The sequence below is a fragment of the Dactylosporangium sp. CA-139114 genome (assembly GCF_050955725.1).
In the GTDB taxonomy this organism is placed as follows: Bacteria; Actinomycetota; Actinomycetes; order Mycobacteriales; family Micromonosporaceae; genus Dactylosporangium.
Map to the genome: position 1 here is coordinate 5,581,654 of NZ_CP192080.1, position 21,115 is coordinate 5,602,768.

At 72.9% G+C, this 21,115-nt stretch carries 19 protein-coding genes; 3 read left to right on the forward strand and 16 right to left on the reverse strand.

Annotated features, from left to right (window positions below; translation table 11 throughout):
• From ACQP2P_RS24485 to ACQP2P_RS24550, 14 genes are all read right to left on the reverse strand, one after another.
• Positions 1-981, reverse strand: a complete 981-nt coding sequence (locus tag ACQP2P_RS24485; RefSeq protein WP_433604380.1) for an ABC transporter permease — start codon at positions 979-981, stop codon at positions 1-3.
• Positions 978-2,102 (reverse strand): ABC transporter ATP-binding protein, encoded by a 1,125-nt coding sequence (locus ACQP2P_RS24490; protein ID WP_433604382.1) that lies wholly within the window; start codon positions 2,100-2,102, stop codon positions 978-980. The genes ACQP2P_RS24485 and ACQP2P_RS24490 overlap by 4 nt, the downstream gene beginning before the upstream one ends.
• A gap of 99 nt (positions 2,103-2,201) precedes the next feature.
• On the reverse strand, positions 2,202-3,854 hold the full coding sequence (locus ACQP2P_RS24495) for an ABC transporter substrate-binding protein (RefSeq protein ID WP_433619243.1): 1,653 nt from the start codon (positions 3,852-3,854) through the stop codon (positions 2,202-2,204).
• A gap of 143 nt (positions 3,855-3,997) precedes the next feature.
• Positions 3,998-5,017, reverse strand: coding sequence for a LacI family DNA-binding transcriptional regulator (locus ACQP2P_RS24500; protein WP_433604384.1), 1,020 nt, complete (start codon positions 5,015-5,017; stop codon positions 3,998-4,000).
• A 431-nt stretch (positions 5,018-5,448) separates the two neighbouring features.
• Positions 5,449-6,951, reverse strand: coding sequence for a serine/threonine-protein kinase (locus tag ACQP2P_RS24505; protein WP_433604386.1), 1,503 nt, complete (start codon positions 6,949-6,951; stop codon positions 5,449-5,451).
• A gap of 146 nt (positions 6,952-7,097) precedes the next feature.
• A complete protein-coding gene (ppgK, locus tag ACQP2P_RS24510; protein ID WP_433604388.1) occupies positions 7,098-7,859 on the reverse strand; it encodes a polyphosphate--glucose phosphotransferase in 762 nt (253 codons plus the stop codon).
• 92 nt (positions 7,860-7,951) lie between these two features.
• Positions 7,952-8,212 carry a Prokaryotic metallothionein gene (locus ACQP2P_RS24515; protein ID WP_433089646.1) on the reverse strand — a complete coding sequence of 87 codons (261 nt, stop codon included), beginning with the start codon at positions 8,210-8,212 and terminating at the stop codon, positions 7,952-7,954.
• A gap of 66 nt (positions 8,213-8,278) precedes the next feature.
• Positions 8,279-9,856 carry a SpoIIE family protein phosphatase gene (locus ACQP2P_RS24520; protein ID WP_433604391.1) on the reverse strand — a complete coding sequence of 526 codons (1,578 nt, stop codon included), beginning with the start codon at positions 9,854-9,856 and terminating at the stop codon, positions 8,279-8,281.
• Positions 9,853-11,556 carry an ATP-binding response regulator gene (locus ACQP2P_RS24525; RefSeq protein WP_433604393.1) on the reverse strand — a complete coding sequence of 568 codons (1,704 nt, stop codon included), beginning with the start codon at positions 11,554-11,556 and terminating at the stop codon, positions 9,853-9,855. Before ACQP2P_RS24525 ends, ACQP2P_RS24520 begins: the two co-directional genes overlap by 4 nt.
• Positions 11,553-12,590 carry an ATP-binding protein gene (locus ACQP2P_RS24530; RefSeq protein WP_433604395.1) on the reverse strand — a complete coding sequence of 346 codons (1,038 nt, stop codon included), beginning with the start codon at positions 12,588-12,590 and terminating at the stop codon, positions 11,553-11,555. The genes ACQP2P_RS24525 and ACQP2P_RS24530 overlap by 4 nt, the downstream gene beginning before the upstream one ends.
• Positions 12,587-13,006 carry an anti-sigma regulatory factor gene (locus ACQP2P_RS24535; protein ID WP_433604397.1) on the reverse strand — a complete coding sequence of 140 codons (420 nt, stop codon included), beginning with the start codon at positions 13,004-13,006 and terminating at the stop codon, positions 12,587-12,589. The genes ACQP2P_RS24530 and ACQP2P_RS24535 overlap by 4 nt, the downstream gene beginning before the upstream one ends.
• A complete protein-coding gene (locus ACQP2P_RS24540; RefSeq protein WP_433604399.1) occupies positions 12,999-13,400 on the reverse strand; it encodes an STAS domain-containing protein in 402 nt (133 codons plus the stop codon). Before ACQP2P_RS24540 ends, ACQP2P_RS24535 begins: the two co-directional genes overlap by 8 nt.
• Positions 13,400-14,254 carry an STAS domain-containing protein gene (locus ACQP2P_RS24545; protein ID WP_433604401.1) on the reverse strand — a complete coding sequence of 285 codons (855 nt, stop codon included), beginning with the start codon at positions 14,252-14,254 and terminating at the stop codon, positions 13,400-13,402. Before ACQP2P_RS24545 ends, ACQP2P_RS24540 begins: the two co-directional genes overlap by 1 nt.
• Positions 14,255-14,543: 289 nt before the next feature.
• A complete protein-coding gene (locus ACQP2P_RS24550) occupies positions 14,544-14,789 on the reverse strand; it encodes a hypothetical protein (protein ID WP_433604403.1) in 246 nt (81 codons plus the stop codon).
• A 35-nt stretch (positions 14,790-14,824) separates the two neighbouring features.
• On the opposite strand from ACQP2P_RS24550, the gene ACQP2P_RS24555 reads away from it, so the two are divergent.
• The 3 genes from ACQP2P_RS24555 (at position 14,825) to nth (ending at position 17,440) form a co-directional block, all read left to right on the forward strand.
• Positions 14,825-15,613: a class I SAM-dependent methyltransferase gene (locus tag ACQP2P_RS24555; protein ID WP_433604405.1), complete on the forward strand. Its 789-nt coding sequence runs from the start codon at positions 14,825-14,827 to the stop codon at positions 15,611-15,613.
• A gap of 70 nt (positions 15,614-15,683) precedes the next feature.
• Positions 15,684-16,673 (forward strand): malate dehydrogenase, encoded by a 990-nt coding sequence (locus ACQP2P_RS24560; RefSeq protein WP_433089628.1) that lies wholly within the window; start codon positions 15,684-15,686, stop codon positions 16,671-16,673.
• Between the two features lie 68 nt (positions 16,674-16,741).
• On the forward strand, positions 16,742-17,440 hold the full coding sequence (gene nth / locus ACQP2P_RS24565; protein WP_433604407.1) for an endonuclease III: 699 nt from the start codon (positions 16,742-16,744) through the stop codon (positions 17,438-17,440).
• Here the strand turns inward: nth and ACQP2P_RS24570 are convergent.
• Positions 17,433-18,515, reverse strand: a complete 1,083-nt coding sequence (locus ACQP2P_RS24570; RefSeq protein ID WP_433604409.1) for a DNA glycosylase AlkZ-like family protein — start codon at positions 18,513-18,515, stop codon at positions 17,433-17,435. The two genes, nth and ACQP2P_RS24570, sit on opposite strands and share 8 nt — an antisense overlap.
• Before the next feature lie 73 nt (positions 18,516-18,588).
• Positions 18,589-20,931 carry an endopeptidase La gene (gene lon, locus ACQP2P_RS24575; RefSeq protein WP_433604411.1) on the reverse strand — a complete coding sequence of 781 codons (2,343 nt, stop codon included), beginning with the start codon at positions 20,929-20,931 and terminating at the stop codon, positions 18,589-18,591.
• Positions 20,932-21,115: the final 184 nt, after the last annotated feature.

Here is a 21,115-nt window from a genome sequence, read left to right on the forward strand (position 1 = left end):
TCAGCCTGCCTTTCGGGTGCGCGGGTCGAGCAGCGTGTAGGCCACGTCCGCGAGCAGGTTGGCCAGCAGCACCGAGATGGTGATGACCAGGAAGATGCCCTGCATCAGCGGGTAGTCGTGCGCGCCGACGGCCTGGAAGAGCTGGAAGCCCACGCCCGGGTAGGAGAAGACGATCTCCACCAGCAGGGTGCCGCCGACGATGAAGCCCAGCGACAGCGCGAACGCCGAGATGTTGGGCAGCAGCGCGTTGCGGGCGGCGTAGCTGAACGCGACCCGCCGCTCGGAGAGGCCCTTGGCGTGGGCGACGGTGATGTAGTCCTCCGCCGACACCGTCACCATCATGTTGCGCATGCCGAGGATCCAGCCGCTCATCGACGACAGCAGGATCGTGCACGCCGGCAGGACGCTGTGGTTGATCGCCGAGCCGATGAACGTGCCGTCCCAGTAGGGCACCAGGCCGGGCGTGTAGCCGCCGGAGGACGGGAAGTAGCTGCCGTTGCCGGTGAACAGCGCGATGAACACCAGGCCGAGCCAGAAGTACGGGATGGACGACAGGAACGTCGTGGCCGGCAGCAGCCCGTCGATCCAGGTCCCCCGCCGCCAGCCGGCGCCGATGCCCAGCGTCGTGCCGATGAGGAAGCTCAGGATCGTGGTGATGCCGACGAGGCCGATCGTCCACGGCAGGCTCGAGCTGATGACCTCGCTGACCGTCGAGGGGAAGAACGTGAACGACAGGCCGAGGTCGCCGTGGAACAGCTGGCCCCAGTAGTCGAGGTACTGCTGCCACAGGCTCTGCTGCTTGTCGAGCCCGAAGAGCACCTCGAGGGAGTGGATCGAGTCCGACGACACCGCGCCCTGGTTGCGGGCCAGGAACGAGCTGATCGGGTCGCCCGGGATCATCCGCGGGATGAAGAAGTTGATGGTGATCGCGGCCCAGGCCGTGAACAGGTAGAAGGCGAGGCGTTGCAGCAGGAATTTCATCGTGCCTCCTCCGGCTGGTGATGCGCCGGCGGCGTGGGGATCGACGGATCGGCGGCCGAGCCGACGCCCTCCTTGGCGACGGTGTCCGCGTCGTAGAGCCAGCAGGCGGCCCAGTGCCCGGGCTCACCGACCTCGAGACGGGGCGGGAGCTCGACGGTGCAGCGCTGCATCGCGTGCGGGCAGCGCGGGTGGAACCGGCAGCCGGCCGGGGGCCGGATCAGGCTGGGCGGCTCGCCGTTGCCGCGGTCCTCGGCGGCCGCGTCGGCCACGCCGGCGATGCGGTCCGGGTCCGGGGCGGAGTCGATGAGCAGGCGCGTGTACGGGTGCGCGGGGTTCTGCGTGACCGACTCGCTGTCGCCGCCCTCGACCATGCGCCCGGCGTACATCACCATCGTCTCGTCGGCGAAGTACCGCGCCGAGGCGATGTCGTGCGTGATGTAGAGGATGGCGAGGTTCAGCCGCTCCTTGAGGTCGCGCAGGAGGTTCAGGATGCCGAGGCGGATCGACACGTCGAGCATCGACACCGGCTCGTCGGCGAGCAGGGCCTCCGGGTCGGCGCCCAGGGCGCGGGCGATCGCGACGCGCTGGCGCTGGCCGCCGGAGAGCTCGTGGGGGAACTTGTCGACGTAGCGCTCGGGCGGGGTCAGCGACACGCGGGTCAGCAGCGCGGCGAGGGCCGCCTCGAGCTCCTCGGGGGTCTTGCCCGCGTTGCCGTGGATCTTCAGCGCCCGGGTGAGGTGGTAGCGCACCGTGTGCACCGGGTTGAGCGAGCCGAACGGGTCCTGGAAGATCAGCTGCACGCGGCTGACGTACTCGCGGAACCGGCGCCCGCCGTGCACCCGGGTCGTCTGCCCGTGCAGGCGGAGGTCGCCGCCGGTGCGCGGGTAGAGCTGCGCGAACAGCCGGGCGACCGTGGACTTGCCGGAGCCGGACTCGCCGACCAGTGCGGTGACCCTGCCTCGGCGCAGGGTGAGGGACACGTCGTCCACGGCGTGGACGACCGCCCGCTTGCCGGTGATGATGTCGCTCAGCTTCCGCCGGACGGGGAAATGCTTGGTCAGGCCCTCGGCCTCCAGCACCACCTCGCCGACCGGCGCCGCCGGGCTCTCGCTCAACGTCATTGCCGTCGATCCTGTCTCGGGGTGTTCGTCATGGGATACCGCTCCCCGGGCGACCCGCGCAAGGGCCGCCCGGGGAGCGGTGTCAGTACGATCCGGTCGTCAGGAGCCGGCCGGCTTGAGGTGCAGGATGACGTCCAGGGCGTTGGCCTGGGTCGGCTGCGCGGCACCGTACGGGTTGGCGTCGTCCGGCCAGCCCGTCCAGTTCTTGGCGCTGTACGCCGCGCCGATGTTGTCGGCACCGACCGGGATCATCGGGGCCTGCTCGACGAAGATCTTCTGCAGCGTGGCGAGCGCGGTCTTGCGGGCCGCGTCGTCGGTGGCGGCGGCGTAGGCACGCAGCGCGGCCGTCGCCTCCGGGCTGTTGAAGCGGCCGAAGTTCGCGGCCGGGGACGCGGTGCCGATCGGCTTGAGCTGGTCGCCGTCCATCACCGTGCGGTAGATGTCGTACGGGGTCGAGCCACCGTCGGTCCAGCGGAACGCCGCGTCGAACTGGCCGGCCTCGATGTTCTTGAACCAGGCGTCCTGGTTGGCCTTGTCGATCGTGGCCGCGATGCCGATCTGGGCCAGGTTGGCCTTCACGATCTCCAGCGACGTCTGGTAGTCCGACCAACCGGCCGGGTCGGTGAGCGTCAGGGTGACCGGCTTGCCGGTCTTGTCCTTCAGCGTGGTGCCCTCGAGCTTGTAGCCGGCGCTCGCGAGCAGCGCCTTGGCGCCCTCGACGTCGACCTTGTAGTCCTTGCCCTTGTACTCGTCGGAGATGTAGGCGTCACCGGCGGGCGACGGCAGACCCGTCACGCTCTTGACCAGCGGGTGGAAGTAGCCGGCCTCGGCGGTGTTGAAGATGTCGTCGCGGTTGATGACCATGCCCATCGCGACGCGCAGCTTCGGGTCGTCGAACGGCGCCTTGGTGGTGTTGATGTAGAGGCCGTGGATGCCCAGGACCGGCGGGGCCCAGATCTTGTGGCTGGCCGCGTCCTTGTCGATGAAGACCGTCTTCACGTTGGGGATGAAGACGAAGCTCCACTCGCACTCGCCGTTGGCCAGGGCCGTGGTCTGCGCGTTGTTGTCGTTGTAGGACGTGTACCGCAGCTCCTTGACCTGCGGCAGCGTCTGCCAGTAGCCCTTGTCACGGGCCACGAGGGTCGTGGTCTGCGGGGTGAAGGACTTCAGCGTGTACGGCCCGGAGCCGATCGGGTTCTTGTTGGCCTCGGTCTTCGGGTCGGCCACCTTCTCCCAGATGTGCTTGGGCACGATCGGGATCTGGGCGATCGCCTTCTGCTGGCTGACGTACTGCGACGACTTGAACGTGATGGTCACGTCGGAGCCGCTGGCGGTCGCGTCCGCGATCGGCACACCACCGGAGTTGAGGGCCTCGTTGTCGCGCACCAGCTTGTAGGTGAACACGACGTCGTCGGCCGTGAGCTTCTGGCCGTCGGACCAGGTGGCGTTGTCACGGATGTTCAGCACGACCGAGGTGTAGTCCTTGTTCCACTCCGCCTTGGTGGCCAGCCACGCCTTCATCGGGTCGGCCGGCTTGACCGGGTTCCACATCATCAGCGGCTCGTAGATCACCCAGCGGTAGCCGTCCTTGGCCCCGGCCGAGGTGGTCAGGAACGGGTTCTCGTTCTCGGTCAGCGGGCCGTTGGGCATGCCGACGGTCAGGACCGTCGTCTTGGCACCGCCGCCCTTGTTGTCGTTCGGCGAATCGCCGCACGCGGCCAAGGTGGTCGACGTGGCCAGCAGACCGGCCATGCCGAGCAGTACGGAGCGTCTGGTCAACACGGGGGTGTCTCCTTTGGTACCTGGATCGACAGGTGGGGCGGACAGGAACATTTCGCGGTATGACGACGGCGCCGTGCGGTTCGGGTCGGCGCCGCCCGTGGAGCGTTGAGGCGTCAGGTGGTGCGCTCGGGCTGCGCCGCGACGGTCGAGCCGCGCACGACGAGCGTGGTGGACAGGATGTTCGGCTCGGCCGTGAGCGGCGTGCCGTCGAAATGCGCGATGAGCCGGCGGGCCGCCATCTCGCCCATCTGGCGCATGGGCTGGCGGACGGTGGTCAGCGGCGGCTCGGTGTGGGACGCGTGCAGGATGTCGTCGAACCCGACGAGGGAGACGTCCTGCGGCACCGCCTTGCCCGCCAGCCGCAGCGCCTGGAGGGCGCCGGAGGCCGACAGGTCGTTGTGCGCGAACACCGCGTCGAAGTCGATGCCCTCGGCGAGGGCCCGCTGGACCGACACGATGCCGCACTCGTAGGTGAAGTCCCCCTCGACGACGAGGCGGGGGTCGATGGGCGCGCCGGCCGCGGCGAAGACGTCCGCGAAGCCGCCGAGCCGGTCCTGCGTGCAGCCGAACTTCTCGGAGCCGGTGATGACGAGGGGGCGTCGCCGGCCGATCTCGACGAGGTGCCGGGCGGCGAGCGAGCCGCCGGCCCGGTTGGTGGTGGCCACCGACGGCATGAGCGGCTTGTCGCCGCGGTCGTCGATGAGGACCACCGGCAGGCCGCCCGCATACAGGTCGGCGAGGTAGTCCAGGGTGCCCTCGGGCTCGATGGCCAGCAGGCCGTCGAACGACTTGCCGGAGACCTGCGCGGAGAACTGGCGCATGGACTCGGCGCCGCGGTTGCACGTGAACAGCAGCAACCCGTATCCCTCCGACTCCACGACGTCGACCGCGCCCTGCACGACCTCACCCATCCACGGCCACGTCAGCGAGGGGACGAGCATCCCGATCACCCGGGTGTGCCCCCGGGCCAGGTTGACCGCCCGCGCGCTGGGCACGTAGCCCAGCTCGTCGATGACCGTGCGTACCCGTGCCGCGGTCGCCTCGTCGACCTCTCCTTTGCCGTTGAGCACACGCGAGACGGTGGTCTTGCTGACCCCCGCTCGCGCCGCCACATCGGCGATGGTGATCGGCACGCCGCGATCCTTCCGGTGAGAGCGCTTTCTGGCAAGAGAGCGTGTTCTGGAACCGGTTCCGCAACCGGTTCCGGCACACTAAATCCGATCGCGGACAGTGGTGTCAATAACACGGTGGTAACGAAACTTAACGTTGCGGCAACCCTTGCCAAGCGGCTTTCCATGGTGTTTGCTCGGGACCACCGTCGATGCGAACGCGGACTCGCCGGCAATCCCGGCACGATCCGCTCGGAACCGCTCCCATGGAGCGCTCTCACGGTCTGCTCCCCACCGCCGGGGCCGTTTCCGAGGGCAGATTTCTCAGCGCTACCGCGACGTCCGCGAGGGTCCGGACCGTTACTCCCGTGGCCTCACCGTCCGCCGTTGGTCACGGCGCACGACGCTGCGCGTCCGCGCACGCTGCGTCGCGGCCGGCCCGCGGGCCGGTCGGCTCAGCGCAGCTTGATCGCGCTGCTGTCGCCGCCCACGAGCCCCGAGCGCACCCGCAGCTCGGTGAACGTCAGCCCGTCGGGCACGTCGAACACGAGCGTGCCGGTGACCGAGTCCCCGGGGCCGATCTCGCCGAACAGCGGCCGGGACTTGTCGTAGTACACCCACGAGAACTCGTCGGGGCCGTACTCCTTGCCGCTGTCGCGCAGCTTCTGGTTGCCGACCCAGATGCGGCCCTTGCTGTCGCCGGTGTTCTCGACCTTGAGGTCGGCCAGGCAGTACTGCCCGCCGGGCTTGCGGGTCAGCGGCCAGTCCCCGAGCTCCTTCTTGCCGCACGCGAACCCGGCCAGGGTGAACCGCATCCGGCCGTCGGACGCGACCGGGCTGCGCTTCGGCGTCGGCGAGGGCGACGGCGTCGGGGACGTCGTGGGCGCGCCGGCCTGGGCGCCCGCCCCGCCCTTCCCGGCCGACTCGGCCAGCTTGAGCCCGCCGAGCAGGCACCCCAGCAGCGCCACGAGCCCGATCCCGGTCGCGACGGCCCGCCCGGCCCGGCGCGGCCGCCGGCGCGGCGGCGCCGGGGGCGGGGGCAGCGGCGGCGCGAGCCGGCGCGTCCCTGTGCGCAGCTGCTGCGTGGGCCGGTGCACCGCCGCGGCGCCCTGCACGAACATGGCCGCCGGCGCGGGCCGCGCCGAGCCGGACGCGCGCACCGTCGCGGCCACCTGCGCCGCGGCCGGATCGTCCTGCCCGACCAGCGCGAGCAGCACCTGCCGGGCGGTGGGCCGCGCGGCGGGATCCGCGCGCAGCGCGCGGCGCACCATCGTGGCCAGCGACGCGTCCAGCCCGGGCAGCGCGGGCTCGGAGCCGGCCTGCGGCATGGTGCCCGTGCCGGCCCAGGCGACGAGCAGGCCCCACGCGTACACGTCGCTGGCCTGGCTCGGCGGCCACCCGCGCTCCTGCTCCGGCGCCAGCCAGCCCGGCGTGCCGAAGTTCGGCTGGTGCGCCGCGCCGTGCCCGAGCAGCCGCGCCACCCCGAAGTCGATGACCTTCGGCCCGAACGGGGAGAGCAGCACGTTGCGCGGGCTCAGGTCGGCGTGCACGAGCCCGACGGCGTGGATGGCGGTCAGCGCGGCCGCCACCCCGACGGCGACGGCCTCCACCTGCCCCGCGAGCGGCCCGTGCACGGTGGCGTAGTCGTGCAGCGACGGCCCCTGCACGTATTCGGTCACGATGTGCGGCACCGGCCCGTCCAGCGCCACGTCGAGCACCCTGGCCGTGCAGAACCCGGCGACCCGCGAGGCGGCCGCGGCCTCGGCGGCGAAGCGGTGCCGGAACATCGGATCGTGGTAGAACGCCGCGTTGATGACCTTGAGCGCGACCTTCCGCCCGTCGGCCCCCTCGGCCAGGTAGACGGTGCCCATCCCGCCGACGCCCAGCAGGCCGCGCAGCCGGTAGGACCCGACCGAGGCCGGGTCCTCGGCACGCAGCGGCGCGGGCGAGTCACCCATGCCAGCAATGGTGCCTCACCCGCGCACCCGAGCCGCCACCAACCCGCCCTCGGCCGACAATTCGGTCAGCCGGGCCGGTCCGGGGCCGCACAGCGGACGGTCCCCGCGGAGGCGACCTCCGCGGGGACCGTCCGGCGCGCCGACGATCAGGCGATCCCGGCGTTGCGGGCCGCCAGCAGCGCCGCGCCCGCGATGCCCGCGTTGTTCTGCAGCGCCGCCGGCACCACCCGCGTCGGCACGTCGACCAGGTGCAGCCACTTCTCGGCCTTCTTGCTCACCCCGCCGCCGACGATGATCAGATCCGGCCACAGCAGGGCGTGCAGGTGCCGCAGGTAGGTCTGCACCCGCTCGGCGAACTCCGGCCAGCCGAGACCATCCTGCTCGCGGATGCGGTCCGACGCGTAGTCCTCCGCGTCGCCGCCGTGCAGGTGCAGCCCGCTCATCTGCAGGTGCCCGAACTCCGTGTTCGGCACCAGGGTGCCGTCGATGAACAGCGCCGTGCCGATCCCGGTGCCGAACGTGACCATCACGACCAGACCGGGCACACCGCGGCCCGCCCCGTACTCCACCTCGGCCACCCCGGCCGCGTCGGCGTCGTTGAGCACCGTCACCGGCCGGCCCAGCGCCTCCGAGAACAGCTGCTCGGCGGGCGCGTCGACCCACGACCGGTCCACGTTCGCCGCCGTCTTGGTCACCCCGTGCTGCACGACCGCCGGGAACGTGATCCCGATGCTCTGGGCGGCCTCGAACGAGCCCGCGACCGTCGCGACCGTCTTCACCACGCTCGGGACGTCGGCCGGCTGCGGCGTCTCGATCCGGACCCGGTCGCTCGTGAACGCCCCGGTGGCCAGGTCGACCGGAGCCCCCTTGATGCCCGATCCGCCGATGTCGATTCCCAGGACGACCACAGCTGCTCCTTCACGCGCACGAGGGCTCCGCACATTGCCTGCGGGTCACCCAATCATGTCGCGCGCGGGCGAAGATCACCGGGGCAACGAGATCAGCCGGGGTAGGCCCCCACCGCGTCGCGCAGCTCGAAACCGGCCGACGCGTCGGCCGTGCGCGCACAGTGCGCGCAGCAGTAGAACTTCCCGGACACCTCCGCGCCGTGCCCGACGATCCGCGTCCCGCAGTGCTCACACACCGGCGCCAGCTTCTGGATCGCGCACTCGAACGAGTCGAACGTGTACGACCCCCCGCCGACCGTCCGCACCTCGAACGTCATGTAATAGTCATTGCCGCACGTCACACAGACCGCCATGGCACATCCCCCCGTCGCAAGCCGTCACGGTCAGCGTCACCGCCCGCCGCGCCCGCCGCAACCGGATCAGGGGCAAATCCCCCGGCGGATCACCAGCATCGCCTGGTCGTCGTCGGACTCGTCGCCGAGGCCGAGCAGCAGCTCGTCGCAGACCGCCTCGAGATCGCCGTCGCCGCCGTCGGCACCCAGACCCTGCGCCAGCGCCTGCTGCAGCCGCTCCAGCCCCTCGTTGAACGTCGAGCCCCGCCGCTCGATCAGCCCGTCCGTCACCATCACCAGCGACTCGCCCGGCTCGAGCGTGAACACCGTCTCCGCGTCGTGCACGGTCGGCACGCCCAGCAGCGCCACCCGCCCCTCCACCGGCGTCACCCGCCCGGCCGCGACCCGCAGCGGCGGCGGATGCCCGGCGTTGGCCAGCCGGATCTCCCCGGACGCGAGCTCGATGCGCAGCAGGCACATCGTCACGATCTCCTCCGGCAGGAACCGCAGCATCATCCGGTTCAGCCGCTCCAGCGTCAGCCCCGGCGCGTGATCCTCGGCGAGATACGCCCGCAGCGCGTGCCGCACCTCCGCCATGATCGTCGCCGCCCGCAGCGAGTGCCCCGCCACGTCACCGATGGCCGCGACGATGTGCCCCTCCACGGCCACGATCTCGTAGAAGTCGCCGCCCACGTACACGTGGTCGCTCGCCGGCCGGTAGCGCACCGCGATGTCGTAGCCCGGCACCGGCGGCAGCGACGCCGGCAGCATGCTGCGCTGCAGCGTCAGCGCCGTGCGCCGCTCCTCGTCGTAGGAGCGCAGCGCCTCCACCGCCAGCGCGATCGCCTGCCCCAGCTGGCGCAGCACGTCGTGGTCGTCGTCGGTGAACCCCTCGGCCGGCACCGCGATGTGCAGCGGCTCCCGCCCCGCCTTGGCCCGCGCCACGACCCGGAACACCGGCCCGTCCCACCACGGCCCGCCCTCCTGCCCGAACAGCGCCGCCCCGGCCGCACCCTCCAGCGGGTCGGCCTCGAACTGCTCCCGGTGCGCGCCCCGCACCACCGGCACCGCCCCGGCCGCGTCCACCTGCACCCCGAGGGCCCCGGTCTCGGGCGACGCCGCGGCGACCGCCGCCGCCCCGTCGAAGACCCGCGACGCCCCGACCGCGGCCAGGCGCAGCAGCTCCGGCAGGCTCGTGGCCGCGTTGATCGCCGCCGTCGTCTCCACCAGGCGCGTCAGCCGCCCGGCCAGGCGCTCGGCGCGGTGGCGGGCGCGGGAGTACCGCAGCAGCGCCCCCACCGTCGCCAGCAGCTCGTCCGGGTCGATCGGCTCCGCCAGATACGCGTCGGCGCCCCGGATCAGCCCCTCGGTCCGGTCCACCGCGTGCACCGCGGTCGCCGAGATGTGGATCACCGGCACCGCCGTCGTGCGCGGATCGTCCTTGATCCGCTCCGCGACCTCGAACCCGTCGATGTCCGGCAGCCGCACGTCGAGCACCACCAGCTCCACGGCCGCGCCCCCGCCGTGCAGCAGCGCCAGCGCCTCCTCGCCGGTCGCGGCCTCGGTCACCCGATGCCCCTCCCGCCGCAGCCAGCTGGTGATCACGTACCGCTTCGACGGGCTGTCATCGACGACGAGAATGTCGGCGGCCCGCGCCGGGGTCACGGACGCAGGCCCGCGACCAGGTCGACGACCGCACGGCGGGTCAGCTGCTCCTTCGTCAGCACCGAGCGGGCATGGGCCAGTTCCTGCGGCGCGAAGTCGGTCACGTCGGCCGCGGTCACCACGAACACCGGAATGCCGGCGACGTCCGGCAGCCCCGCCAGATCGCCCAGCAGCACCGTGCCGTCACCACCCGGCATCCGCAGGTCCAGGAAGATCACCGACGGGCGCTCCCGGACCGCGATCGCCAGCCCCGAGCGCACGTCGGCGGCCTCGTGCACCTCGTCGGCGATCCCGGCCAGCAGCTGGCGCAGCAGGTGCCGGGCCGCCGGATCGTCGTCGACCACCAGGGCCCGCTCGACCTGCGGCAGGGGCCCCTCGTCCGGCGCGTCCCCCGGCACCGCCGGGCGCAGCGGCAGCGACAGCGTGAACGTGCTGCCCTCCCCCGGCTCGCTCACCATCGTCAGCGCCCCGCCCAGCAGCGCCGCCAGGCGCCGCGCGTACGGCAGCCCGAGCCCCGTCCCGCCCGCCTGCCGCGCCCCGCGCACCTGATGGAACTCCTCGAACACCCGCGCCTGCTCCGCGAACGGAATCCCGATCCCGGTGTCGGCGACCGCGATGTACAACCGGTCCGCGTCGACCCACGCCCCCATCCCGACCGTCCCCCGGTCGGTGAACTTCAGCGCGTTGGTGAGCAGGTTGCGCAGGATCTGCGTCAGCAGCAGCTCGTCGGAGATCAGCCCGGCCGCCGGCGGCTCGTCGACCTCCAGCCGCACCTCCGGGCGGGCCAGGGGCCGCAGCGTCCCGCGCAGCTGCCCGAACACCGCCGCCAGGTCGACCGGCCCCCAGCTCGGCTCGATCCGCCCCGACTCCGCCTTGGCCAGGTCCAGCAGGTCGTTGACCCGCGCCAGCAGATCCGCCGCCGAGCCCTGCACCAGCTCCAGCTGGTGCGTCTGCTCCGACGTCAGCGGCTCCGAACGCGGGTCCAGCAGCAGCCGCGTCAGCCCGATGATCGCCGTCACGGGCGCCCGCAGCTCGTGCGACACGTTGGCCAGGAACCGGCTCTTGGCCTCGTTGGCCTCCCGCAGCTGCGCCGAGCGCTCGTCCAGCTCCGCGTAGAGCGCGACCACACCCTGGTTGGTCTGCTCGAGCTCCTCCGACAGCTGCGTGTAGAGGGCCATGACGCCCTTGTTCGTCTCCTCCAGCTCCGCGTTGAGATGCAGCAGCTCGTCGCGGTGGGCCTGGACCTGCTCCAGCGCCGTGACCAGCTGGCGGTTCTGCACGCTCAGCTCGTCCAGCGCCGTCGTCGCAGTGCTGGCCGCCAGCTCGTCGCGCGCCTGCTCGATCCGCTCGGGGTCGACCTGCGCGGGCAGCCGCCGCGACAACACGATCCGTTCGTCCTCCACCCGCACCTCATCCATCAGCCGCCCGGCCGCCCGGACTCCCTCGAGAGCCTGGTTACCCACGGCCGCTGACGACACAACAATGACCAGGTGAGGGCGGGGTCCGGCGGTTGTCGAGAACGTCACCTCGGCGCCGAGCGCATCCCGGCCGATCTCGCTCAGCGCGGTCGCCACGCGCACCTGGTCCTGGTACTCCAGGCCCAGCGCGGCGGCCACCTCCCGGCCGCGCTGGCGCAGCACGAACACGTCCTGCTCGCCCGCGAGCACCATCCGCAGGATGGGCGTCCCGTCGCCGGTCACGCCGGCTCACCGGCCGCGTCGCGGGCCACGGCCACGCACGCGTCGTCCCGGCGCACCCCCGCGTCGCGCAGCAGCGTCGCCGCTACGAGCAGCGGATCCTGCCGCGACAGGCCCGGGTAGTCCCGCAGGCTCCACCGATCGGAGACGCCGTCGGAGTGCATGACCACGACCCCCTCCGGCGGCAGCTCATAGGTGAACTCGCGGACACCCCGCGACTGGTGCCCGACGATGCCGGGCATGCTCACCATGCCCCGCCGGTCCCCATCCGGAAACGCGATCGTCCCCGCGACGTTGCCCAGCCCCGCGAACACCACCGAACCGCCCGCGATCCGCGCCACCGACACCGCCGCACCGCGCGTGTGCGACACCGTGCGGTGCAGGTGCTCCACGATCGCCCCCGGCGCCTCCAGCGACGAGCCCAGGAACCCGTCGGCGACCGCCGCCGAGGCCGCCGCCGCCAGCGAGCCGTGCCCGAGGCCGTCGGCGACCAGCACCAGCAGCCCCCCGTCGCCGCTCGCCCGGGCCGCGTACCGGTCCCCGCACACCTTCTCGCGGGTGATCGGCCGGGACATCCCCGCGACCGGCGAGCGCACCGGCCGCCGCTTCTCCCCCGGCCACAGCTGCGCCGCGAGGACCGTGCCCCGGCCCGGCAGCGAGTAGCCGCTCGCCGAGTCCGACAGCCGCTGGACGGCGCCGAGACCGATCCCGAGCGTCCCCGCCGTCGAATGCCCGTCCGCCGAGCTGAACGGCAGGTCCCGCATGCCCGGCCCCGAGTCGACCGCGACGAGTTCGATGCCGCCGATCTCCCCGCGGCGCAGGCAGCGCACCGACAGCGCACCGCCGTCGGCGTGCCGGTGCAGGTTCGAGGCCAGCTCGGCGGCGACGATCGCCACCTCACCGGCGCGCTGTTCACCGAAGCCGAGCCGGTGCGCGCAGTCGGTGGCGACCCGGCGGGCGACGCCGGCCGCCCCGGGGTCGTCGACCGCGACCCAGCCCAGCTCCTCGACCGTCGGCGGTGCCGTGACGGTCGTCACCGAGCCCACTTCGTGACCGTGATGCGCGTGCCGCTGCCCGGCGTCGAGTCGATCTCGAACTCGTCCACCAGCCGCCGCGACCCCGAAAGGCCCAGCCCCATGCCGTTGCCGGTGGTGTACCCGTCGGTGAACGCCAGCCCGAGGTCGGCGATGCCGGGCCCGGAGTCCACGAACTCGGCCCGCACCCCGGCCCGCCGGCCGTTGTGCACCCCGGCGATCACCGCGTGTCCCCCGCCGCCGTGGATGAGCGTGTTGCGGGCGAGCTCGCTGGCCGCGGTCACCAGCTTCGTCTGGTCGACCAGCGGCAGCTTCGCCTCCACCGCGGCGACGCGCACCGCCTGCCGGACCCGCACGACGTCCTTGTCGTCGCCGATGTTCAGCCGCAGCGGCTCCTGACCCGGGGCGAAGTCAGGCACCGTCGTCCTCGACCCCCGTGAGCACGCCGACACCTTGGATGTGCTTCGAGGCGGCCAGGATCTCCAGCGCCTTGTCGACGTTGAGGGCGGTCCGGACGCCGTTGAGCGACAGGCCCAGCTCCACCAGCGTGATCGCCACCGCGGGACGCATCCCGACGACCACCGTCTCGGCGTCGAGGACCCGCGACACCGCCGCGATCGTGGACAGCATCCGGCCGATGAACGAGTCGACGATCTCCAGCGCCGAGATGTCGATGACCACCCCGTGCGCCCCGGTCTCCACGATCCGGTCGGACAGGTCCTCCTGCAGCTGCATGGCGGACTGGTCGTCGAGGTCGATCTGGATCGACACGAGCAGGATGTCGCCGATCTTCAGAACGGGTACCCGGTCCATCAGCTCGCCTTGCGCTTGGAGAACTCGACGCCGCTGGCCCGCAGCGCGTGCACGAGCGCGTCGGCGAGCGTGGACTTGGTCGCGATGTCGCCGAACTCGATGCCGAGCGCGACGACCGTCTGGGCGATCTGGGGCCGGATGCCCGAGATGATGCACTCCGCGCCCATGAGCCGCGCGGCCACCACGGTCTTGAGGATGTGCTGCGCCACCTGGGTGTCCACGGCCGGGACGCCGGTGATGTCGACGATCGCGTAGGCGGAGCCGGTGTCGACGAGGGTCTGCAGCAGCTTCTCCATCACCACCTGGGCGCGGGCCGAGTCCAGCGTGCCGACCAGCGGCACCGCGACCACGCCCTCCCACAGCTTCACCACCGGCGTGGACAGCTCCAGCAGCTGCTCGGTCTGGTCGGCGATGATCTCCTCGCGGGCCTTCGCGTAGGTCTCGAACGTGTACAGGCCCATCTCGTCGACGAGCCGCGACAGCACGAGGAAGTCGGCCGGCACCTGATCGGCGTCGGCGGACTCGGACAGCCCGAGCATGACCTCCTTGACGGTGAACACCAGGTTCGCCGTCTCGGTCGGCGTGAAGCCCTGCCGCGCCCACGAGCGTGAGAGGTCGGCGAGCGCCCCGCGGGTCTCTCCGCCGCCGGACCCGGTCAGGTCACCGTCGCCGGTTCCCTCGAGGGCGGCCAGCAGCGCCGCGTACACCTCGCGAACCTGCCGCTGCAACTCGGCGTCGGTGAGGCGGCCCCGCAGCGTGCGCGCGGCGATCTGCGCCCAGCGCCGCTGGATCTCGTCCTCGTGCGACCGCAGGAGCGCACTGAGCCGCTGCCTGGCCTCGGCGTTCACCTTCACCCGTCCACTCCCTCTACACGTTTCGTGATTCGGAAAGGACGGTACCGCCCGCCGCTCACCCGGGCGAACGCGGCACCTGTTTGTCATAAGACAACGTTTTGGCGCGGTGGGGCCCGGCCGCGACCGCGCCCCACCGCGGAGGGTGAGGCCACGGGAGTAACGGTCCGCACCACGGCGGACGTCGCGGTAGCTCTGCAGGGGCCGCTCCCCGGTGGCGGCGCGACCCTGATGACGGTCCGCGCCGCCGTCACACTCCGTTGAGCATCCTAGGAACCTAGGTGGTAAGACGTTATAGGGTTGCGAGCCGCGTCTCGCGCTGGGCAGACTCGATCGCCTCGCCGCGGGTGTCGCCCAGCCACACCACCGGGGTGACGGGGTGCCCGACCCGGTGCAGCTGGCCGGTCTCGTCCGTCCACGCCACCAGCGGCACCGGCTGCACGTGGTCGGTCTGCCAGCCGATCACCCGGCCGGCCTGGACCTCGTTCTCCGCCATGGTCGCCAGCCACAGCGGGGCGTTCTGCGCAATGATCGTCATGCCTGGGTGATGCCCCGGCAACGGAGGGTGCAACCGTGACCAGCCTCGACAACCTGCTCGACGAGGCCGAAGCGGCGCCCGTCGACGGGTGGGACTTCGCGTGGTTCACCGGGCGCGCCACCGAGCAGCGGCCGCCGTGGGGCTACGCCCGCCGCCTCGGCGAGCGCCTGCACACCGCGACCGCGGCCCTGGACGTGCAGACCGGCGGCGGCGAGGTCTTCGCCGAGGCGCTCGGCGCCGCCCACGCCGCCGGCGCCGGCCCCGCCACGGTCGCCGCCACCGAGTCGTGGCCGCCCAACGCCGCGCTGGCCCGGGCCGCGCTCGCCCCGTTCGGCGCGACCGTCGCGCAGGTCGCCGACGACGCGCCGCTACCCTTCCCGGCCGGCGCGTTCGACCTGGTGAGCAGCCGGCACCCGACCGTCGTGGGCTGGGCCGGGCTCGGGCGCGTGCTCGCGCCCGGCGGCACCTACTTCGCCCAGCACGTCGGCGTCGGCACCGCGGCCGCGCTCACCGACTTCATGATGGGCCCGCAGCCGGTCGGCGACGGCCGCAGCGTCGAGCGGGCCCGGGCCGGCGCCGAGGCGGCGGGCCTCGAGGTCGTGGACGTGCGCACGGCGACGCTGCGCCTGGAGTTCCTCGATGTCGCGGCGGTCGCGGTCTACCTGCGCAAGGTGATCTGGATCGTGCCGGGCTTCACGATCGCGCGGTACCGCCGCCGCCTGGAGGCCATGCACGAGCTGATCGGACGCGAGGGCTCCTTCGTCGCGACGACGACGCGGTACCTGATCGAGTGCCGTAAGCCACACGGAGTGGACGGAAGGTGAACGCCCGATTCGGCGGCGGGGATAGTTTTGGCACAGAAGCACACCCGCCGTTGCTGCCAGGAGACTTCTCATGAGCGATTCGCCCGTCAACGTCACCGTGACCGGTGCGGCCGGCCAGATCGGCTACGCGCTGCTGTTCCGCATCGCCTCCGGGCAGCTGCTCGGCGCGAACACCCGCGTCAAGCTGCGCCTGCTGGAGATCCCGCAGGCCGTACGCGCCGCCGAGGGCACGGCCCTGGAGCTCGAGGACGGCGCGTTCCCGCTGCTCGCCGGCGTCGACGTGTTCGACGACCCGAAGGCCGCCTTCTCCGGCGCCAGCGTCGCCCTGCTCGTCGGCGCCCGCCCGCGCACGAAGGGCATGGAGCGCGGCGACCTGCTCGAGGCCAACGGCGGCATCTTCAAGCCGCAGGGCGAGGCGATCAACGCCGGCGCCGCCGACGACATCAAGGTCCTCGTCGTGGGCAACCCGGCCAACACCAACGCCCTCATCGCCCAGCGCCACGCCCCGGACGTGCCGGCCGAGCGCTTCACCGCGATGACCCGCCTCGACCACAACCGGGCGATCTCCCAGCTGTCGCGCAAGCTGTCGGTGCCGGTCACCGAGATCCGCAAGGTCACCATCTGGGGCAACCACTCCGCGACGCAGTACCCGGACCTGGTGCACGCCGAGGTCTCCGGCCGCAACGCCGCCGAGGCCGTCGGCGACCAGCAGTGGCTCGAGAACGAGTTCATCCCGCGGGTGGCCAAGCGCGGCGCCGAGATCATCGAGGTCCGTGGCGCGTCCTCGGCCGCCTCCGCCGCCTCCGCCGCGATCGACCACGTCTACGACTGGGTGAACGGCACCCCCGAGGGCGACTGGACGTCGGCCGCCATCGTCTCCGACGGCTCCTACGGCGTGCCCGCCGGCCTCATCTCCTCCTTCCCGGTCACCTCCTCCGGCGGCAAGTGGGAGATCGTGCAGGGCCTGGAGATCGACGACTTCTCCCGCGCCCGCATCGACGCGTCGGTGGCGGAGCTGGACGAGGAGCGCCAGGCCGTCGAGCGCCTCGGCCTCATCTGAGCACCGCTTCGGGTGGGGACGGTCCTGCGGGGCCGTCCCCACCGTGCTCTGCGCAGTAGGCTTCGGCGGTGACTTCCCCGGCGCCGTCGGCCCTGCCGATCGCGGAGACCCGCCGCGCGCGGCGCGTCCTCAAGCTGCTGCTCGCCCGCTACCCGGACCACCGCCTCGAGCTCGACTTCGACTCGCCGCTGCAGCTGCTGGTCGCGGCCACCCTGGCCGCGCAGACCCTCGACGAGCGCGTCAACGCCGTCACCCCCGTGCTGTTCGAGCGCTACCCGGCCGCGACCGACCTGGCCGGCGCCGAGCAGGAGGAGATGGAGCGGATCCTCGTCCCCGTCGGGTACTACCGGCAGAAGACCCGCAACGTCATCAAACTCGCCGCGACCCTGGTCGAGCGGCACGGCGGGGCGGTCCCGGAGACGCTCGAGGAGCTCATCGCGCTGCCGTGGGTCGGGCGCAAGACCGCGAACATGGTGCTGGGCAACGCCTTCGGGGTGCCGGCGATCTCGGTCGACACGCACGTGAGCCGCGTGGCGCACCGGCTCGGGTGGTGCCCCGAGAAGGACGTGGACGCGGCGGAGGCGGCGATCCAGGCCCGGTTCGACAAGAAGGACTGGGTGACGGTCAACCAGCTGCTGATCCTGCACGGGCGGCGCACCTGCCACGCGCGCAAGCCCGCGTGCGGGGCGTGCCCGCTGGCCCGCGAGTGCCCGTCGTCGGCGCTGGGCGAGCAGGACCCCGAGAAGGCCCGGGCCCTGCTCAAATGAGCTTCAGCCGCCGCTGCTCGGCCTCGATGCCGTCCTTCGGGACGCGCTCGTCGAACAGGGTGACCTCGGCGCCGTCCCAGACGCCCGCGACCCGGCCGCGGTAGGCGACCACCGGGGAGATCCAGCCCCCGGCCCGGCTCACCTTCGCGCGGTGCTCCGGCGGGACCACCCGGGGGTCGGCGGTGCCGGGGCCGAGGACGAACTGGTCGAAGGCCGGCAGGAGCCGTACGGCGTCGAAGTCCGCCGCACCGGCCAGCGCCTCGAGGTCCCCGGCCCGGGCGAAGAGCCGCTCCCCCTCGACGTCGACCTCGGCGAGCACGCCGTCGGCCAGCAGGCCCGCGAACCACTGCCGCAGCGCCGCCTTGCGGGACGCGCCGCGGCACAGCCACTGGTCGAAGGTCACCGCCGACGCGGGGCCGTAGGCGCCCAGGTACGCCGGGATGAGGACCCGGGCCGCCTCGGCCGGATCGGGCAGCCCGGTCCAGCCCGGCACGAACGTGTCCGGCCGGGTGAAGGTGACCCGCCGGTCCTCGGCGCTCGGGCCGTGGACGAGCACGCCCTGCCAGGCGAGGGGCTTGAGGACCGTGCCCCAGCCGGACGCGAGATGCTCGGCCAGGTCCGGGTCGCCGGCGTGCTCGACGACCGCGGTGGTCAGCTCCTCCCGGGTGAGCACCCGGCCGTCCAGGGCCTCGTGCGCGGCGGCGGCCAGCTTCTCCATCTGGGCGAGGGTCACGAAGGTCTTCTGCCACGAGCCCTGCTCCCAGGTCCGGGCGGCCCCGATGAGCGCCAGGTGGGCCGGGGCCTGGCGCGCCTCGAGCAGGTGCAGGGTGCCCCGGGCCGCCCACGTCTTCACGAGCCGCCGCTCGCGCACCGCGGCCCGCACGTCCTCGCCGCCGGACCCGGGCTCGGGCCGGCGGGCGGCGACGGCCTGCTCGGCCGCGGACGTGACCTGCGCCTGGACGCCGGCGAGGCGCTCGACGACGGCGACGGGGTCGGCGGCCTCGGCGGGGCGGTGCAGCCACTGCTGCCGGCTGCGCCACGTGAGCACGGCGTCCCAGGTGCACGAGGTCGTCACGCCCGTCACCGTACGCGACACGGCGCCGCGCCCCTTCGGGCACGGCGCCGTGTCGGGCCGGTCAGGTGAGCGGTCAGACGGCCGCGGGCACGAAGTCCGGGACCGCCGGGCCGTCGCTGTCCTCCGGCGCCGGCCGCAGGGCCAGCGCCAGCACGTCGGCGACGTCGGCCAGGGCGTGCACGGTCAGCTGGCCGCGCACCTCCTCGGGCAGGTCGTCCAGGTCGGGCTCGTTGCGCTTCGGGATGATGACCTCGGTCAGCCCGGCCCGGTGCGCGGCGAGCAGCTTCTGCTTCACCCCGCCGATGGGCAGGACCCGGCCGGCCAGCGTGACCTCGCCGGTCATCCCGAACTCCGGGCGCACCGGCCGCCCCGTGGCCAGCGACGCCAGCGCCGTGACCATGGTGATGCCCGCGCTCGGCCCGTCCTTCGGCACCGCCCCGGCCGGGACGTGCAGGTGGATGCGCCGGCCGGCGAGCTGGTTCGGGTCGATGCCGAGCCGGCGGCCGTTGGAGCGCAGGTAGGACAGCGCGATGTGCGCCGACTCCTTCATCACGTCGCCGAGCTGGCCGGTCAGGGTCAGGCCGGGCTCGCCCTCCATCGAGGTCGCCTCGATGAACAGCACGTCGCCGCCCGCCCCGGTCACCGCCAGGCCGGTCGCCACGCCGGGCACGGCGGTGCGCTCGGCGGACTCGGGCGTGAACCGGGCCCGGCCCAGGTAGGTCGCGACCTCGTCGACCCCCACCCGCACCGGCGCCGGGTCGGTCGCGAGCGCGACGGCGACCTTGCGCAGGATCTTCGCGAGCGCCCGCTCGAGCTGGCGGACGCCGGCCTCGCGGGTGTGCTCGCCGGCGATGCGGCCGAGCGCCTCGTCGGTGATCGTGAAGTCCGCGGCCTCGAGCCCGGCCCGCTCCAGCTGCCGGGGCAGCAGGTGGTCGCGGGCGATGGCGACCTTCTCCTGCTCGGTGTACCCGTCCAGCGCCACCAGCTCCATGCGGTCCAGCAGCGGGCCGGGGATGGTCTCGACCACGTTCGCCGTGGCCAGGAAGAGCACGTCGGACAGGTCGAGGTCGACCTCGAGGTAGTGGTCGCGGAAGGTGTGGTTCTGCGCCGGGTCGAGCACCTCGAGCAGGGCCGCGGCCGGGTCGCCGGCGTAGCCGGCGGCCAGCTTGTCGACCTCGTCGAGCAGCACGACCGGGTTCATCGAGCCGGCCTCGCGCAGGGCGCGCACGATGCGGCCCGGCAGCGCGCCGACGTAGGTGCGCCGGTGCCCGCGGATCTCGGCCTCGTCGCGCACGCCGCCGAGCGACACCCGCACGAACTTGCGGCCCAGCGCCCGGGCGACGGACTCGCCGAGGCTGGTCTTGCCGACCCCGGGAGGGCCCGCGAGGGCCAGCACCGCGCCGGAGCCGCGGCCGCCGACGACCTGCAGGTTCTTCTCGGCGCGGCGGTTGCGCACCGCGAGGTATTCGAGGATCCGGTCCTTCACGTCCGCCAGGCCGGCGTGGTCGGCGTCGAGCACCGCCCGCGCGGCTGCGAGGTCGGTGTTGTCCTCGGTCCGCTCGTTCCACGGCATCTCCAGCACCGTGTCGAGCCAGGTACGGATCCAGCCCGCCTCGGGCGACTGGTCGCTGGCCCGCTCGAGCCGGCCGACCTCGCGCAGCGCGGCCTCCTTCACCTTCTCGGGCAGCTCGGCGGCCTCGACCCGGGCCCGGTAGTCGGCGGAGCCGTCGGGCTCGTCCTCGCCGAGCTCCTTGCGGATCGCGGCGAGCTGCTGGCGCAGCAGGAACTCGCGCTGCGTCTTCTCCAGCCCCTCGCGCACGTCGTGGTTGATCTTCTCGTTGACCTGCTGCTCGGCCGCGTGCGCCCGGGCCCACTCCACCAGCAGCTCCAGCCGCGCGGTGACGTCGGGCGCCTCCAGCAGCTGGACCTTCTGGGCGAGCGTCAGCCACGGCGCGTAGCCGGCGGAGTCGGCGAGCTCGGACAGGTCGGTGATCTTCTCGACGGTGTCGATGACCTGCCACGCGCCGCGCTCCTGCAGCACGCCGATGACCAGCGCCTTGTACTCGCGGGCCAGCTCCCGCGCCTTCCCGGCCGGCGCCGGCTCGCTGGCGAGCGTCGCCTCGACCCACAGCGCCGCCCCGGGCCCGGGCACTCCCGCGCCGATCCGCGCGCGGTCCACGCCGCGGATCACGGCCGCGGGCTCGCCGCTGGGCAGCCGCCCGACCTTCTCGAGCACGGCGATGACGCCGTGCGAACCGTATGCGCCGTCGACCCGCGGCACCGCGAGGACCCGCTGGTCGCCGCCGGCCCGAGCCGCGTCGACGGCAGCCTGCGTGGAGGCGTCGAGCGTCACGGGAATGACCATGCCCGGGAGCAGGACGTCGTCGTTGAGCGGAAGAACAGGGAGCGTTGCCATCAGGACACACCTGCCATCAGTAGGTTGAGCGTGTCAGGCTTAAGTTACAAACGGTGCCCCTTGTTCCCGCGAGCACCTTGCGTGTGAGCCAGGCCACTCGGATCGGCCTGACCGGCGCCCGGCCTGACCGGCGCCCGGCCCGCCCGGTCCGGCGTTCGCCGGGGTGCGGCGGAGCGCCGCGGTC

Bases quoted from the DNA above. Each gene is read 5' to 3' on its own strand.
- ACQP2P_RS24550 (WP_433604403.1), bottom strand. From the start codon at position 14,789: ATGACGATCATTGCGCAGAACGCCCCGCTGTGGCTGGCGACCATGGCG.
- ACQP2P_RS24505 (WP_433604386.1), bottom strand. From the start codon at position 6,951: ATGGGTGACTCGCCCGCGCCGCTGCGTGCCGAGGACCCGGCCTCGGTC.
- ACQP2P_RS24560 (WP_433089628.1), top strand. From the start codon at position 15,684: ATGAGCGATTCGCCCGTCAACGTCACCGTGACCGGTGCGGCCGGCCAG.
- lon (WP_433604411.1), bottom strand. From the start codon at position 20,931: ATGGCAACGCTCCCTGTTCTTCCGCTCAACGACGACGTCCTGCTCCCG.
- ACQP2P_RS24495 (WP_433619243.1), bottom strand. From the start codon at position 3,854: ATGGCCGGTCTGCTGGCCACGTCGACCACCTTGGCCGCGTGCGGCGAT.
- ACQP2P_RS24540 (WP_433604399.1), bottom strand. From the start codon at position 13,400: ATGGACCGGGTACCCGTTCTGAAGATCGGCGACATCCTGCTCGTGTCG.
- ACQP2P_RS24485 (WP_433604380.1), bottom strand. From the start codon at position 981: ATGAAATTCCTGCTGCAACGCCTCGCCTTCTACCTGTTCACGGCCTGG.
- ACQP2P_RS24490 (WP_433604382.1), bottom strand. From the start codon at position 2,102: ATGACGTTGAGCGAGAGCCCGGCGGCGCCGGTCGGCGAGGTGGTGCTG.
- ACQP2P_RS24515 (WP_433089646.1), bottom strand. From the start codon at position 8,212: ATGGCGGTCTGTGTGACGTGCGGCAATGACTATTACATGACGTTCGAG.